Below are 16655 nucleotides of genomic sequence, written 5' to 3'. Positions count from 1 at the left end.
TTGCCTGTACCCAATTTTAGTGGCGGCGGCCACCCTAACAGCATATGAAAGTCAAACACATTGTCTATGCGATCCTGATCGTCGGCGTCGGCGCACTCATCGCCTATCGGATTACCGAAAACAAAACCGAAAAAAATGCCGCGGCCGACAAGGGTGGCAAAAAACCGACCGCCGTTTCGGGCATGGTGCTGCAACCACAGGTATTCGCCGACAATTTGTCGTTGTCGGGCTCGCTCGAAGCCAACGAACAAATAGAAATCCGCAGCGAAGTATCGGGTGTGGTCGAGAGCATCAATTTTGCCGAAGGCGCCACGGTTTCGAAAGGACAAGTGCTTTTCAAGGTAAACGACATCGAACTGCGCGCGCAACTGGCCAAGGCAAAAACGGCGCAGTCATTGGCTTCAGAAAACGAACGACGCGCCAAATTGTTGTTGCAAAAAGAAGCGATCAGCCAGGAGGAATACGACATCGCCAGCGCCGACTTCCAATCGGCCAAAGCCGAAAGCCAGCTCATCGGGGCGCAATTGGCCAAGACCACGGTACGCGCACCGTTTTCGGGTAAAATCGGTTTGCGCTACATCTCGAAAGGAACCTATGTGACGCCCACGACGCCCATCGCCAACCTGGTCAACACCGCGCAACTCAAAATCACGTTCTCGATCCCCGAAAAATACGCGCCGCTCATGAAAACGGGCAGCCAGCTTTCGTTTACGACTTCGGAATCCAAAGACAAATACTTCGCAAAAGTATACGCCATCGAACCCGGCGTAGAAGTGGCCACGCGTACGCTCAAGATGCGCGCCATTGCCGAAAACCCCAACGGCAAACTGTTGCCGGGTACTTTCGCCAACGTATCGTTACCGCTCGACAAGATCAACGATGCCCTACTCGTCCCTACCGAAGCGCTCATCCCGATACAAGGCGGCAAGAAGATATTCGTAGCCCTCGACGGAAAGGCCAAAGAAGTCATCGTCGAAACAGGCGCACGTACCGACAAAAGCGTCCGGATCACCTCGGGGCTCAAAGCCGGCGACACCGTACTCACCTCGGGCGTGATGTCGCTCAAGGAAGGCAGCCCGGTTCAAGTTAAAATCGTGCAGCCATGAGTTTGTCGACGCTCAGCATCAAAAGGCCGGTACTCACGATCGTGATGAACCTGGCCATCATCCTGTTTGGCATCATCGGCTATACCTATTTGGGCGTGCGTGAATTCCCATCGATCGATCCCGCGCAAATTTCGGTCAGGACGAGCTATTCTGGCGCGAACGCCGACATCATCGAATCGCAAATTACCGAGCCGCTAGAGAAGGCCATCAACTCTATCGACGGCATCCGCAACATCACCTCGTCGAGCAACCAGGGATCGAGCAACATCACCGTCGAATTCAACCTCGACAAAAACCTCGAGGAAGCCGCCAACGACGTGCGCGACAAGGTTTCTCAGGCCGTGCGCTCGTTGCCGCAGGACATCGATGCGCCGCCTGTTGTTTCTAAATCTGATGCCGATTCGGAACCCATCATCACGATGACGGTACAGTCCGATACCAAGAACGTGCTCGAACTTTCGGACTATGCCGACAATGTGATCGCGCAACGCCTGCAAACAATCCCGGGCGTGTCGAGCGTACAAATCTGGGGGCAACGCAAATACGCGATGCGTTTGTGGATCGACCCCGTGCGGATGACGTCTTATGGCGTGACGGTGGCCGATGTGCGCAACGCGCTCGATGCGCAAAACGTCGAGCTGCCGTCGGGTAAACTTACGGGCGCGAACACCGAGCTTACGGTCAAGACCGTCGGCAACCTGTCGACCGAAGAAGAGTTCAACAACATCATCATCATGGCCGACGGCGAGAAAATCATCCGTCTGAGCGACATCGGCAAGGCCGCGCTCGAAGCCGAAAACCTCGAGACCAAGCTTTCCGATTCGGGCCAACCGATGGTGGGCATGGCGATCATTCCGCAGCCGGGCACGAATTACCTCGACATCGCCGAAGCATTTTACAAACAATACGACCAGCTCAAAAAAGACCTGCCCGAAGGTTTCAAGCTCAACATCGCCATCGACAACACCACGTTTGTCAAGAAAGCGGTGGTCGAGGTCGCCGAAACCTTACTGATATCGATCATTCTGGTCATCTTGATTATCTATCTGTTTTTCAGGGATTGGGCCATTGCGTTCCGTCCGTTGATCGACATCCCGGTTTCGCTTATCGCGACGTTTTTTATCATGTGGCTGTTCGGGTTTTCGATCAATGTACTCACGCTGCTCGCGATCGTATTGGCCACCGGACTGGTCGTAGACGACGGGATCGTGGTCACCGAAAACATCTTCAAGAAAGTCGAAGAGGGCATGACACCTATCGAGGCTGCAATCAAAGGCTCGAACGAGATTTTCTTTGCCGTGATCTCGATCTCGATTACGCTCGCCGCGGTGTTCTTGCCCGTGATTTTCCTCGAAGGTTTTGTGGGCAGGCTGTTCCGCGAATTTGGGGTCGTGATTGGTGCGGCCGTGCTTGTGTCGGCGTTCGTATCGCTTACCTTGACGCCTATGCTCAATGCCTATTTGATGAAAGGCGGCGTCCAGAAAAAATCGAAGTTCTACGAAATGACAGAGCCTTATTTCGAAAAAATGAACCAGGGCTATGCCGAATCGTTGGGTAAATTCATGAAACGCAAGTGGCTGAGTTTCCCTATCTTAGCAATTTGCATCGGTTTGATCGTTTTGTTTTATACGACGCTTCAAAAAGAAACCGCACCGTACGACGACCGCAGTTTCGTGAGCATGAACATCACGGCGCCCGAAGGGGCTTCGTACGACTACATGGACCGCTTCATGAACGAAATCACTGATTTGATCAACGACTCGATTCCCGAAAAGAAAGTGAGCTTGATCATCACGTCGCCGGGCTGGGGCGCCTCTTCGGTGAACGCGGGAAGGGCGCGCATCGCACTGGTGCAACCCGACCAGCGCGATCGTTCGCAAAAAGAAATCGCCGAAAAACTGACACAACTCACGCGCAAGTATTCCGAGGCCAAAACCAACGTGTCCGAAAGCCCGACCATTGCCGTGAACCGTCGCGGTGGGTTGCCGATCCAGTATGTGATCCAGGCGCAGAATTTCAAAAAACTCGAGGAGAAAATCCCACAATTCATGGAGGCGGTGGCGCAAGACCCTACGTTTTCGACCACCGATGTAAACCTCAAATTCAACAAGCCCGAGATTTACGTGACCATCGACCGTGAAAAGGCGCAAAGTTTGGGCGTATCGGTGCTGGACGTCGCGCAAACGCTGCAACTCTCGCTCGCCGGACAACGTTTTGGGTATTACATGATGAACGGCAAGCAATACCAGGTCATGGGCCAGTTCGACAAAAAAGACCGCGACGCGCCCATGGATTTGACATCGATGTTTGTCAAGAACGACAAGGGCGAACTGATCCAATTAGACAATGTGGTGACCACCGAAGAAATGAGCAGCCCGCCGCAGTTGTACCACAACAACCGGTACATGTCGGCGACGGTTTCGGCAGGACTCGCGCCGGGCAAAAGTATGGGCGAAGGCATCGAAGCCATGGACGCGATCAAGGAAAAAGTGCTAGACGATACATTTACCACCGACCTGCAGGGCGAATCGCGCGATTTTGTCGAGAGCTCGTCGAACACGGCTTTTGCGTTCGGACTCGCGCTGTTGCTGATTTACCTGATCCTGGCCGCACAGTTCGAGAGTTTCGTCGACCCGTTGATCATCATCCTGACGGTGCCTATGGCCGTGGCGGGCGCGTTGTTTTCGCTGTGGCTGTTCGACCAAACGTGGAACATTTTTAGCCAGATCGGTACGGTGATGCTCATAGGGCTTGTCACCAAGAACGGCATCCTGATTGTCGAATTCGCGAACCAGTTGCGCGAACAGGGCAAGGAAAAATTCGAAGCCATCATGGAAGCGTCCGAATCGCGTTTGCGTCCTATTTTGATGACGAGTTTGGCCATCGCACTGGGCGCATTGCCGATTGCATTGTCGCTGGGCGCAGCCTCTACGAGCCGCATCGGGATGGGGGTCGTGATTGTGGGCGGCACCTTGTTTTCTTTAATTTTGACGTTGTTCGTCATTCCGGCGATTTACCTGATGTGGTCGCGCGAAAAGAAGCATCGTCCTGAATTCGACCGCATCGAAGAACTAGAAAAAGCGTAACATGAAATTCAAAATATTCGTATCGGTCCTTGCCCTGGGCTTTTCCTTTTTGGCCGATGCGCAGGAAATCCTGACGATAGAAGACGCGGTCAAAATCGCGCTCGAAAACAACTACGACATCCGTATCTCGGCCAACGAACTCAAGGTCGACCAAACCAATGCAACCATCGGCAACGCGGGGATGCTTCCGCAACTCGCGGCAAATGTCGTCGACAACAACGGCATCCAATACAGCTCGCAAACACGCAACGACGGCACCGTCAACCGATTGGACAACGCGCGCAACAACTCGTTGAGCTATGGCGTGGGGCTGAACTGGACCATTTTTGACGGCTTTGGCATGTTTGCGCGTTACAACCAACTCAAGGAAATCGAAAAGTTGGGCGAAACCGAATACCGCCTGATGGTGCAAACCCGTGTGGGCGACGTGATGACGGCCTACTATGACCTGGTACAGCAACAACAGCAGCTCAAGGCGCTCGACACCACGCTCATCATCTCGCGCGAACGCGTCGAACTCGCGCAAAACCGCTTTACGATCGGTAAGGCGTCGAAGCTCGAAGTGCTCAATGCGCAGGTCGATTTGAACACCGACGAGACGAATCTCGTACGCCAGAAAGAATTGTACGCCAACACCAAGACACGGCTCAACGAGCTGCTCGCGCGCGACACCGCGCTCAATTTCACGGTCAGCGAATCGGTGGCGGTAGACGACAAACTGCAGTTGGGCGAACTCACCGCACTCGCCGAAAAGCAAAACCCCGAACTGCAGGCGCAGCTCATCAACAAGCGCATCGCCGAACTCAGTCTCAAGAACACGCGTGCAACGCGGTACCCGACCATAGGCGTGAGCACGGGGTACAACATTGTCGAGTCGGAGTCGAGTTTGGGTTTTACGTCGCAAGCCTATTCGCGCGGCTGGACGTATGGTTTTAATGCCACGATCAACCTGTTCGACGGGCTCAACCAAAACCGATTGGAAAAAGTCGCCAAATTGCAGGTCGAAAACCAGGATTATCTGATCGCGCAACAAAACCTGACGCTCAAATCGCAACTCACGACGGCCTATCAAACGTACCTGACCAACATCGAACTCACCAAACTCGAAGGCAAGAACGAGGAAATCGCCGAACAAAATTTGCAGATTACACTCGATAAATTCCGTATCGGCACCATCACCACGCTCGAATTCAGGGCCGCGCAACTCAACTACATCAACGCCAAGGTGCGCAACAGCAATGCGCAGTTCCAGGCCAAATTATCGGAAGTCGCGTTAAAACAATTGGCCGGTAATTTGAGTTTTTGATTATTTTTGGTCCATTGAAAAGAATTTGAAACGCTAAACCTCAAACTTTTAATGGTCTCGTACAATCCCAAAGACTGGTTCACCTTTATCTTCCGGTTTCACAAAGCCGATACGTTCCGGCTGTTGATGCCGATCATGTTGGCCATTGGCGCGTACTCGGCAATCATCGGGTGGCTCGAGGTCGAACACTGGCAACTGACCGAAAGCAGTTACATCAAGAACATCACGCTCATGCACAACATGCTGGGTTTTGTGATTTCGTTGCTCTTGGTTTTCAGGACCAACACGGCGTATGACCGCTGGTGGGAAGGCCGAAAAATGTGGGGCGCGCTGGTGAACAACAGCCGTAATTTTGCGATCAAACTTTCGGTGATGCTGACCGACGAACACGACCGCGCATTTTTTAGACGGATGATCCCGGGTTATGCATCGATCCTGCACAAGCACCTCAACAACAGCGAAACCGGCCAGCAATTGTTTGACGATACCGAGCTCGAAATCAACAAAAACCGCCACCAACCCAACCATGTCGCGCAAATGATGGTGCAAAAGATCCACGATTTGTACATGTCGAAAAAAATAACGGGCGACCAGTTGATTGTGCTCAACGCCGAGATCCAATCGTTTACCGACATCTGCGGTGCGTGCGAACGCATCAAGAACACGCCCATTCCCTACTCTTACAGCGCGTTCATCAAAAAATTTATTTTCTTTTATGTGATGACTTTGCCGTTGGGTTACTCGTTCAGTCTTGGTTATTTTGTGGCACCCGTGGTGGTGTTTATCTTCTATGTTTTGGCGAGTTTGGAGCTGATTGCCGAGGAAATCGAGGATCCGTTCGGCGACGACGAAAACGACTTACCTACCGAAAAAATCGCTTCGAACATCAAGAAGCACGTCGAAGAAATCCTGTAATTCTAACATCGTGGGCAAACTGACGTATGCTTTTGCAGGGCCTTTGTGGCGACATGGATCGGGATGGCAATTCATCTCGGTTCCGGCCCAAATGTCGGCCGAAATCAGAAGGTTGTTGCAAAACGAAGAAGAAGGCTGGGGACGGCTCAAGGCGGTTGCCCAAATTGGCGACACCAGTTGGAAAACTGCCATTTGGTTCGACACCAAACAGCAGACATACCTACTTCCGGTCAAGAAAGAAATCCGCGAAAAAAACAAAATCGAAAACGGGCAAACCGTAAGCGTTTCTCTGTTCCTGTAAAATGTTGGTATTTTTGATTTTGGGTGTTAAAAATTACCTTTCACGAAATCGTATTCGCTTGGTTTTGCTTATATTTAAGGCTTATAACCCGACCACATGTTTCCGCAAAAAGCACTCCTCACACCGCCACGGCTTTCGAACGAAAAATCGCTCAAGACGCTCGTCGAGAACCGCACCGTCTATAGCCTGAACCATTGCGAACTCAACTTGTTCGAGACCTACCAGGCTTCGGAATTGGTGCCGCTCAAATTCAACGACCTGGTCGTGACAAGCATGCTGCGCGGCAAGAAAGTGATGCATTTGTTCGACGATCCTGAGTTCGACTATTTGCCGGGCGAGACGGTCGTGATCCCGTCGAATGTAGAGATGAAAATCGATTTTCCCGAGGCCACGACCCACAATCCTACGCAATGTCTTGCGCTGGCCATCGACCAAAAGAAAATTGCCGATACGTTGCATTTTCTCAACGAACGGTACCCCAAGGAGGGCAACTTTTGGCACCTCGATTACCAGAATTATTTTTTCTACAACAACGTCGATTTGGCCGCGACGATCAACAAACTGATCAAGGAATGTATGAGCAGCGCGCTCACCAAGGACGCGCTGGCCGATTTGACGCTACAGGAATTGCTGATCCGGATCATCCAAACCCAAACGGTGAAGTCGATAGACCAGGACGCGCCCGACCAAAACAACGCCATCGCGCAAGTGGTCGAGTACATCCGCAAAAACCTTCGCGAGAACATCAGCCTCAAGGGTTTGAGCGACAAGGCGTGCATGAGCACCACTTCGTTCTATCGCTTTTTTAAACGCGAACTGGGCATGAGTCCTATCGAATTTGTGCTCAGCGAAAAAATCAAGTGCGCCAAAAAATTGCTCAAGGATCCTAGCCTGCAAATCAACGAAGTGTGCTTCTTATCGGGATTCGAAGATTGCAATTACTTCATCCGGTTGTTCAAGAAGTACGAAGGCATTACCCCAAAGCAGTACCAGTTGCTGCACATCAATTGATTTTTTTGGGCGCCACGGGCAGGCTGTACGCTAAACCCGAGCGAAGCGAACTGACCGAACACCAATTAAAAATATTAAATTGGTGAGGTAATCTTTTGCGCAATCGGTCTAATCTTCGACGAATCTCAAAGGTTGTAAATCTGCAGCTTCTTCGGGCGTAAACAACCGCGATTGCGTCAAAAACCGTTTACCCATCGGTATCTCGAGCGAAAAACTCGACCCGCGGCCATCCATCACATCGATGGTTAAATGGGTGTGTTTCCAGTATTCGAACTGGTCTTTGCTCATCCAAAATTCACAATCTTCGATTGCGCCGAGACATACGTCGCTTTGGCCGAGTCTGAAATCGCCTTTTTCAAAGCACATGGGTTGCGAACCGTCGCAACAGCCACCGCTTTGGTGGAACATCAAATCGCCGAATTTAGACTTGAGCGTTGCGATCAACGCCGCGGCTTTTGGCGTTACGGAAACCCTTGGGAACATAGCGGTAAATTTAGGTGGAACTTTTGTGGTATTTTTACAGGAAATCTTTAGCTGCGGTATTTTTGTTTTTTGTAGGGACGTCCATAGTCCCCCTCCCCCGCCCATACTGACAATTTACAAAATCAAACCGACACTTTTCGGCAGAAAATCTTTAACAAAGTTATCTTTCTTTTTCGTAGGGAACGCCTATAGTCCCCCTCCCCCGCCCATACTGACAATTTACAAAATAAAATCGACGTCCGGCTACAGGAAATATACGACGAACTTGTCTTTCTTTTTCGTAAGGAACCCTTTTGGTCTGATAAAAACGGTATAAACTCCGCGAAGCAAAAAACAAAACCCGACAGTTTCCCGCCGGGTTCCAACAATTTAAATATTAAAAGAATCCCAGTTTGTTCTTGTCATACGAAATCAGCATATTTTTCGTCTGACGGTAATGGTCGAGCATCATCTTGTGGTTCTCACGCCCGAAGCCCGATTTTTTGTATCCGCCAAACGGTGCGTGTGCCGGATAGGCGTGGTAATTGTTGACCCAGACACGTCCTGCCTTGATCGCGCGCGGCACTTGGTACAGCTCGTGTGCGTCGCGCGTCCAGACACCTGCGCCCAGCCCGTACATCGTATCGTTGGCAATCGCGATGGCTTCGTCTACGGTCTTGAAAGTTGTCACGCAGGTCACCGGTCCGAAAATTTCTTCCTGAAAAATGCGCATTTTGTTGTGTCCCTTAAAAATCGTCGGTTGGATGTAGTAGCCGCCCGAAAGCTCTCCGTCTAAGGCGTTGACCGCGCCACCGGTCAAAACTTCGGCACCTTCTTCGCGCCCGATCTTGAGGTACGATTGGATTTTCTCGTACTGGTCGTTCGAGGCCTGTGCCCCCATCATCACGCTGCCGTCAAGCGGATGCCCGGTCTTGATGGCCTTGGTCCTTGCGATCACACGCTCCATGAATTTGTCGTAAATGTCTTCCTGCACCAAGATCCGCGATGGGCACGTACATACTTCGCCCTGGTTCAGCGCAAACAGCACCGCCCCTTCAATCGCCTTGTCAAAAAACGCATCGTCTGCATCGGCCACCGACGAGAAGAAAATGTTCGGCGATTTGCCGCCCAATTCCATGGTTACCGGAATCAAATTCTCGGACGCATATTGCATGATGAGTCGGCCCGTGGTCGTTTCGCCTGTAAACGAAACCTTGGCGATACGATCCGACTGCGCGAGCGGTTTGCCCGCTTCAGGACCGAATCCGGTTACGATGTTGAGCACCCCGGGCGGAACGATGTCCTGCAACAATTCCATCAAAACCATGATGGACGTCGGGGTTTGTTCGGCGGGCTTGACCACGCAACAATTCCCTGCCGCGAGCGCCGGCGCAATTTTCCAGGTGGCCATCAGCAAAGGAAAGTTCCACGGAATGATTTGTCCTACCACGCCAATGGGTTCGTACATGCAAATCGAAACCGTGTTTTCATCGTGTTCCGAGATCGACCCTTCCTCGGCGCGGATCACGCCTGCAAAATAGCGAAAGTGGTCAATCACCAACGGCAAGTCGGCGGCGCGTGTTTCGCGGATGGCTTTACCGTTGTCGATGGCTTCTACAACGGCCAGGTATTCGAGGTTGGCTTCGATGGTATCGGCAATTTTGTTGAGGATGCCGCTTCTATAGGCCGCCGAACTTTTCCCCCAGCTCTTGAACGCTTCATGCGCGGCATCGAGCGCGGCGTCAATATCGGCCTTGTACGAACGCGCGGCCTGCGTAAAGACCTTGCCATCGATGGGCGAAATGTTGTCGAAATATTCCCCCGAAGACGGGGCGACGAATTTTCCGCCGATAAAGTTGTCGTATTTGGCCTTGAATGATGGCCTTTGTGCTATGCTCATAATTTTAGATTTTTGGTTTTCTCAAATGTAGACCGACCAAAAACAAAACGATAGCACATTTTGTGCAGTTTATAGCACGATGTTTTCAACCCCGTAATTTTAACGCCAATTTATTACGGGATGCTAAAAAAAAGTGAACGAAATATTAAAAATACTCAACGATCGCCATCGGGTGCTTTCGCTTGCCCGTCCGATGTAGATTCGGTATTGGCTTGCGATCCGGCATGCACGAAATTCGAAACGGTCAAAGAAAAATCGGCTTTGGAGCTGTCGTGGAACGCCTTGTCGCCCGTGTCGTATTGTTGCCCGGGAATGTCTTCGGCGGTCTTGTGCGTCATGGCATGCGGGTTTTCGGCAAACGATTCGTTGCCCGGCACCATGTCTATCTTGTTGGGCTGGTTGCCATCGCCCGGGACTTTGTACCCATCGGTGTTTTTGTTGCGCTGGCCTTTGTAGTTAGGATAGTCCATAATCTTGAATTTAAAGATTAAAAATTTGAAAGATTGCAAGATGATTGCCCATAAAATTAAAGATTTAAGCGCGTCGTCGGCTTACAACATTCGCATGCGATTTTACAGCTTAAAAACACCCAAAAAGCCGCTAATTTATATTGAGTCGTTTCGGTACAATTGCTATCTTTGCGACCGTTAAAAAAAATTGGAATGAAAATCTCGTACAACTGGCTCAAACAATTCATCAAAATCGACTGGAAATCCGAAGACACGGCGGCATTGCTGACCGATTTGGGTCTTGAGGTCGAAGTAGTCGACGCCTACCAATCGGTCAAAGGCGGACTTGAAGGAATTGTCGTGGGCCATGTGCTCACGTGCGCGTCACACCCCAACGCCGATCGTTTGAAAGTCACGACCGTAGATGTGGGCGAAGGCACGCCGTTGCAAATCGTTTGCGGCGCGTCGAATGTGGCCGTAGGACAAAAAGTTCCGGTGGCAACCATTGGCGCTGTCTTGTACGACGCCGACGGCAACGCTTTTACGATCAAAAAAGGCAAGATCCGCGATGTGGAAAGCCACGGTATGATTTGCGCCGAAGACGAAATCGGGCTCGGCACCAGCCATGACGGGATCATGGTCTTGAAAAACGACCTTAAACCGGGCACGTCCGTCGCCAAGGTTTTCAAAATAGAAAACGACGAAATATTCGAGATCGGGCTCACGCCCAACCGCGCCGATGCGATGAGCCATTTGGGCGTTGCGCGTGACTTGCGCGCCGGCATGCTGCAAAAAGGCACGCAGGTCGAGCTGATCACACCATCGGTAAGCACGTTCCGCGTAGACAAACGCGTCCTCAAGATCGACGTGGATGTCAAAGACAACAAGCTCGCGCCACGTTATTGCGGCGTTACCATTTCGGGCATTACGGTCAAGCCGTCGCCCGAATGGTTGCAAAACAGGCTCAAATCGATCGGATTGAACCCAAAGAACAACGTGGTGGACGTGACCAACTATGTGTTGCACGAACTCGGTCAGCCGTTGCACGCCTTCGACGCGGCCAAAATCACCGGAAAAGTTCAGGTCAAGACCTTGCCTGCGGGCACTAAATTCACGACGCTCGACGACATCGAACGCAGCCTGCACGAAGAAGATTTGATGATTTGCGACGACAAAGGCCCGATGTGTATCGCGGGCGTATTCGGCGGCAAGAACTCGGGCGTAACCGAAACCACGAATACCATTTTCCTTGAAAGCGCCTACTTCAATCCGGTAAGCATCCGCAAAACCGCCAAGCGCCATGGGCTTTCGACCGATGCGTCGTTCCGTTTCGAGCGCGGCATCGACCCGACCATCACGGAGTATGCGCTCAAGCGGGCGGCCTTGTTGATCCAGGAAGTCGCGGGCGGCGAAATCACATCGGATGTCATCGACGTATATCCGAAGAAACTCGAAGATTTTCCGGTGTTCCTCAACTTTGCAAAAGCCGCGAAACTGATCGGCCAGGAATTGCCCAAGGAAACCATCAAGAAAATCCTGGCGTCGCTCGACATCAAGGTCAACAGCGTGACCGATGCGGGGCTCGGGCTTACGATTCCGGCGTACCGTGTCGATGTGCAGCGCGAAATAGACGTGATCGAGGAAATCCTGCGCGTATACGGCTACAACAACATCAACTTCACCAAAAAGATCAACGCGACGGTGTTCAATGCGCCGCGCACCGAAGACTATAAATTGCAAAACATCGTGGCCGGCCAGCTCAATGCGGTAGGGTTCCACGAGATGATGGCCAACTCGCTGACAACCCCTGATTATGTGGACTTGAGCGATCAATTGTTGGCCAATCAGAACGTGGCGATGCTCAATCCGTTGTCGAGCGAACTTTCGGTGATGCGCCAATCGCTTTTGTTTTCGGGGCTCGAGGCCGTGTCCTACAACATCAACCGTAAAAACGCCGATTTGAAACTGTTCGAGTTCGGGAAAACCTACCACAAATTGCCTGGCGGCAACGACGAGCGCAAACATTTGACGTTGTTTGTCTCGGGCAACCGCGCGACGCAAAACTGGACCAACACCCCCAAAGCATCGGACTTCTTTTTGTTCAAGGGTTATGTCAATTTGATCTTGTCGCGTCTGGGCATCGAAAAGACGCAAACCCAGCCGCTGGTTTCTGACGTGTTTGCCGAAGGCCTGGCGATTGCAGTAGGCCCGACCGTTTTGGTTGAATTCGGGACGGTCAAAAAAGCGGTGCTCAAGCATTTCGACATCAAGCAGGAAGTTTTATTCGCCGATTTCAATTGGGACCAGGTGCTGAAAATCGTCTCGAACAAAATCAAATTTACCGACATCCCGAAATACCCCGAAGTGCGCCGTGACCTTGCGTTGCTCGTAGACCAGGCCGTTTCGTTCGAATCGATCTACAAGATTGCACGCCAATCCGAAAAATCGCTGCTCAAGGACATCAGCCTGTTCGACGTATACGAAGGCAACAACTTGCCCGAAGGCAAAAAATCGTATGCGGTGGGCTTCGTGATCCAGGACCACACCAAAACCTTGACCGACGAACAGGTCGAGAAAGTGATGGGCAAGCTGCAGCAGAACTTCGAGAAAGAACTGGGCGCGGTGCTTCGGTAAACAATTGTTTATTAATTATTTATATTACTTATTCCCTGTCTGTGCGACGGGGATTTTTTTTTGAACATTCTGTTAAAACGAGCGGGGCGTTTTTAAAAAATGACTAGCTTTAGGTTCCTTAACGACCAAAAACGGCGATGGGTTCTGACGGCGGATCGTTCAGGGCAAATCGCTTTAACTTCTCAATACAACTAAAAACAACACGTATGAAAACCAATTTTTTTGCAATTGTCGCCTTGTTGCTTTTCGCAGGGGCGGCGTCGGCGCAATCGATGGACAAATGGCCCGCGCTCAAAGACCTGCACACCGTAATGTCGCAAACCTTCCATCCGGCCGAGGAAGGCAACCTAGAGCCGATCAAGACCCGGTCGGAAGAATTGATGCACAAGTCGGCCGCGTTGCTCAAATCGGACGTTCCCGCCGACTTCAGGACCAATGCGATCCTCAATTCGGCCGAAAAACTGCAACTCAAGACCAAGGCCATCCACAAACTGGTGACCAGCAAGGCCTCGGACGCCGAAATCACCAAGGCGCTCAGCCAGGCACACGACATCTTCCATGAAATCGTCGGGCTGTGCACCGGAGAAAAACATTGACCGAAAGCCCAACCATCGGTTGTTTTTTTTGATGACGTATCGGGGTTAACTAAATCATAAAATTGGCGATAGCGGCTGGGGTTCGCGAATCGTTTGCGTATTTTTGCAGCCGAATTCCAATCCAATTTGATGGCTTACCGGAAACAGATTGTGGGTAAATTGGCCGTCGCGTCGCTGCTGATCGGCTATTTGTCGGCGTTGCTGGCGCTCGCGCTCAAACACCTGACCGAACACTACGAAGACATCTTGTTCGCGCTCACCGAGACCAACCGATTCTATTTGTTGCTGTTCCCGGTCTTGGGATTATCGACCATTTATTTTCTCAGGACTTACCTGTTCAAGGGAAAAGCCAACAAGGGCATCCGCGAGATTTATGACAGCATCCGAACGGGCAGGAACATGCCTGCCTACAAAGTCCCGTCGCATTTTGTAAACGGATTCTTGACCGTTATTTTTGGCGGCTCTACGGGCATCGAGGTATCGACGGTGGTGGCCTCGGCGGCCATAGGTTCGGTCGCACAACAAAAACAAAGCATTTTTCGGCTTTACAAAACCGAGCTGATTTCAGCAGGTGTGGCCGCAGGTGTCGCGGCGCTGTTCAACAGTCCGGCGGCCGGATTGCTTTTTGCGCTTGAAGTGATCGCCAAGAAGCCTTCAAAATTGTTCTTTCTGACGACGCTCTTGGCCGTAGCGGTGGCTTTCGGCATGACGTGGTTGTTGCAGGAAACACCTTTGTTTGCGCTCGACATTTCAATATGGCATTGGCATGCGGTACCATGGTTTTTGGTGCTGGGTGTGCTGGCCGCGCTGCACTCGGTTTATTTGACCAAAAGCGTGTTGTTTTTGAAATCGACCTTCGCGAAAATCCCAACGCAAACCCTGCGCGTTTTGCTTGGCGCCGGTTTGCTGAGTGCTGCTCTGTTATTGTTGCCGCAGCTGTACGGCGACGGATACCATGCGGTCACTGCCCTGCTGTTCCCCGAGAAACCGATTGCGTGGACACCAACGTTGGCGCTGGCTACCGTTGCGGTGATTGTACTGAAACCTTTGCTGACGTCGGTAACTTTGGCCGCAGGTGGCGATGGTGGCGTGTTTGCGCCCAGCTTGTTCCTTGGCGCATTCCTCGGATTTGGACTGGCCACGGTGCTCAATACATTTTTGGACGCCCATGTAATTCCGTTGAACTTTATGGTCATAGGCATGGCCGCCGTGCTTAGCGCGAGCATCCACGCGCCTTTTACGGCCTTGTTCTTGGTGTGCGGATTGACCAACGACTACACGCTGTTTTTTCCTATCTTGACGATTTGTTTGGTTTCGAAATTCGTCGCCAAGTGGATTTTTCCTTTTACCGTATACAGCATCCCGCAAACCATTAGATAATGCCAGTCGAAAAAATCAAACGCAGCTACCGCAAAACCCGCTACATCCTTTACCGGGAGACGTTGGTCGATTTTACCGAGAATTTTTGGGCGTTCGTGGGTTCATTTGTCGGCATCGGGATCATTGCCTATTTGCAGTCGCGTCAATTGCCACATTCGGATGTGGTATTTTTGATCGGGTCGTTTGGCGCGTCGAGCGTGCTCGTATATGGTGTGATCCAGAGTCCGCTCGCGCAACCGCGCAACTTGATCGGCGGCCACTTGGTGTCGGCCCTGGCGGGCGTTACCGTGTTGCAACTGGTTCCCGATGTGGTTTGGCTTACCGCACCGCTGGCCGTTTCGTCGTCCATCGTGCTGATGCAAATCACCAAGACGTTGCATCCGCCGGGTGGCGCGACGGCGTTGATTGCGGTGACCGGATCGGCCGAAATCAAAAACTTGGGCTATTGGTATGTGTTTTCGCCGGTGCTTACAGGCTGTTTGATTTTGCTGGCCGTAGCCCTAGTGTTCAACAACCTGACAACCAAACGCCATTATCCGAACCACAAAAAATACCACAAGATCCGGAACCGTATCCATGGCTATTTTAAATCGGGAACTCCTGTGGATTGAAACAAGTTCGCAAAGTCGAATCCATCCGCAAACCTTTCATGGCTGAAGATTTAACAAAATGTACAGTATTTCTGTATCGAAATCCCGTGGCGATTTCTTAGAGGGAAACCTTCATGCCCCCTCCCCTTCACGGCTACCAAAATACGGTTTTGGCCGATACCCCCAGTGCAGAAAAACTGCCTTTTTGCGGGCCCAGAAGCAGAATTCGGCCGATGACAAAAATTACCGTCGTGAAAAGCAATATTGTTGATTTCTTTTTGCGCGCAAAACCGATATTAATTTTACCTTTGCAATCCACAAAATAATACGGTCATGATTTACAAATTCAGGGTGATTCTCGACACCGAAGACGATGTTTTTAGGGACATCGCCATCCAGGAAGACGATTCTTTGGAGGATTTTCACAACACCATCGTCAACGCGTTCGGTTTTGACGGTAGCGAACTTGCATCGTTCTATACCTGCGACGACAAATGGAACCAGGACGAAGAGATTTCGTTGTTTGATACGGGCGACAATCCGGGCGAGCAAAAAATCATGGCCGACTACCAACTATCGGAACTGCTCGATCAGGACAACACCAAGATCATCTATGTGTACGATTTCATGAACATGTGGACGTTTTTGGTCGAACTGGCCGCGATCGAAGAACCCGAAGCCGGACAAAGCTATCCCGATTTGCTCTTCAGCCACGGACAAATGCCAGCGCATGCGGGCGATAAATCGTTTGAATCGGAGGAAATGCGCGACGACATTTACGGTGAATTCGAAGACGACCTTGATGAAGACGACCTTGACATGTTTGACGAAGGCGGAGAGAATTTCGAGGATTACGGGTTTGAGGAGAACTGGAACTGATTTATTGATTATTTTTTATTGTCATTATTTATTGGCTTGG

The 16655-nt window shown here is 51.2% G+C and carries 14 protein-coding genes; 11 read left to right on the top strand and 3 right to left on the bottom strand.

Translation table 11 applies throughout. The annotated features are described in order from the left end of the window. Positions 1-44: 44 nt before the first annotated feature. The 6 genes from BLP55_RS00585 to BLP55_RS00560 all read left to right on the top strand — a co-directional run bounded on the left by BLP55_RS00585 (position 45) and on the right by BLP55_RS00560 (position 7725). Positions 45-1106, top strand: a complete 1062-nt coding sequence (locus BLP55_RS00585; protein ID WP_091140079.1) for an efflux RND transporter periplasmic adaptor subunit — start codon at positions 45-47, stop codon at positions 1104-1106. Next, on the top strand, positions 1103-4192 hold the full coding sequence (locus BLP55_RS00580; protein ID WP_091140075.1) for an efflux RND transporter permease subunit: 3090 nt from the start codon (positions 1103-1105) through the stop codon (positions 4190-4192). The genes BLP55_RS00585 and BLP55_RS00580 overlap by 4 nt, the downstream gene beginning before the upstream one ends. 1 nt (position 4193) lies before the next feature. Then, the gene (locus tag BLP55_RS00575) at positions 4194-5498 is read left to right on the top strand and encodes a TolC family protein (RefSeq protein WP_091140072.1); all 1305 of its coding nucleotides are present in this window, start codon (positions 4194-4196) and stop codon (positions 5496-5498) included. 51 nt (positions 5499-5549) lie between these two features. Then, entirely contained in the window at positions 5550-6413 is an 864-nt protein-coding gene (locus BLP55_RS00570; RefSeq protein WP_091140070.1) for a bestrophin family protein, read from the top strand. Positions 6414-6423: 10 nt separating this feature from the next. Next, a complete protein-coding gene (locus BLP55_RS00565; protein ID WP_244503384.1) occupies positions 6424-6714 on the top strand; it encodes a DUF1905 domain-containing protein in 291 nt (96 codons plus the stop codon). A gap of 96 nt (positions 6715-6810) precedes the next feature. Continuing rightward, the gene (locus tag BLP55_RS00560) at positions 6811-7725 is read left to right on the top strand and encodes an AraC family transcriptional regulator (protein ID WP_091140065.1); all 915 of its coding nucleotides are present in this window, start codon (positions 6811-6813) and stop codon (positions 7723-7725) included. 108 nt (positions 7726-7833) lie between these two features. Here BLP55_RS00560 and BLP55_RS00555 read toward each other — a convergent pair whose 3' ends face one another. The 3 genes from BLP55_RS00555 to BLP55_RS00545 all read right to left on the bottom strand — a co-directional run bounded on the left by BLP55_RS00555 (position 7834) and on the right by BLP55_RS00545 (position 10557). Continuing rightward, positions 7834-8208 (bottom strand): DUF779 domain-containing protein, encoded by a 375-nt coding sequence (locus tag BLP55_RS00555; RefSeq protein ID WP_091140063.1) that lies wholly within the window; start codon positions 8206-8208, stop codon positions 7834-7836. A gap of 376 nt (positions 8209-8584) precedes the next feature. Next, on the bottom strand, positions 8585-10087 hold the full coding sequence (locus BLP55_RS00550; RefSeq protein WP_091140061.1) for an aldehyde dehydrogenase family protein: 1503 nt from the start codon (positions 10085-10087) through the stop codon (positions 8585-8587). Positions 10088-10242: 155 nt separating this feature from the next. After that, positions 10243-10557, bottom strand: a complete 315-nt coding sequence (locus BLP55_RS00545; RefSeq protein WP_091140058.1) for a hypothetical protein — start codon at positions 10555-10557, stop codon at positions 10243-10245. Positions 10558-10749: 192 nt separating this feature from the next. Between BLP55_RS00545 and pheT the strand changes: the two genes are divergently transcribed. The 5 genes from pheT to BLP55_RS00520 all read left to right on the top strand — a co-directional run bounded on the left by pheT (position 10750) and on the right by BLP55_RS00520 (position 16615). Further along, on the top strand, positions 10750-13170 hold the full coding sequence (pheT, locus tag BLP55_RS00540) for a phenylalanine--tRNA ligase subunit beta (RefSeq protein ID WP_091140056.1): 2421 nt from the start codon (positions 10750-10752) through the stop codon (positions 13168-13170). 206 nt (positions 13171-13376) lie between these two features. Next, positions 13377-13766 (top strand): hypothetical protein, encoded by a 390-nt coding sequence (locus BLP55_RS00535; RefSeq protein WP_091140053.1) that lies wholly within the window; start codon positions 13377-13379, stop codon positions 13764-13766. A gap of 129 nt (positions 13767-13895) precedes the next feature. Beyond that, on the top strand, positions 13896-15146 hold the full coding sequence (locus BLP55_RS00530; protein ID WP_091140051.1) for a chloride channel protein: 1251 nt from the start codon (positions 13896-13898) through the stop codon (positions 15144-15146). Further along, positions 15146-15757, top strand: a complete 612-nt coding sequence (locus tag BLP55_RS00525; protein ID WP_091140048.1) for an HPP family protein — start codon at positions 15146-15148, stop codon at positions 15755-15757. The genes BLP55_RS00530 and BLP55_RS00525 overlap by 1 nt, the downstream gene beginning before the upstream one ends. A gap of 312 nt (positions 15758-16069) precedes the next feature. After that, positions 16070-16615 (top strand): IS1096 element passenger TnpR family protein, encoded by a 546-nt coding sequence (locus BLP55_RS00520; protein WP_091140046.1) that lies wholly within the window; start codon positions 16070-16072, stop codon positions 16613-16615. Positions 16616-16655: the final 40 nt, after the last annotated feature.

It is taken from the genome of Flavobacterium caeni (genome assembly GCF_900101895.1).
In the GTDB taxonomy this organism is placed as follows: Bacteria; Bacteroidota; Bacteroidia; order Flavobacteriales; family Flavobacteriaceae; genus Flavobacterium; species Flavobacterium caeni.
This window is presented reverse-complemented; position numbering and strand designations above follow the sequence as displayed.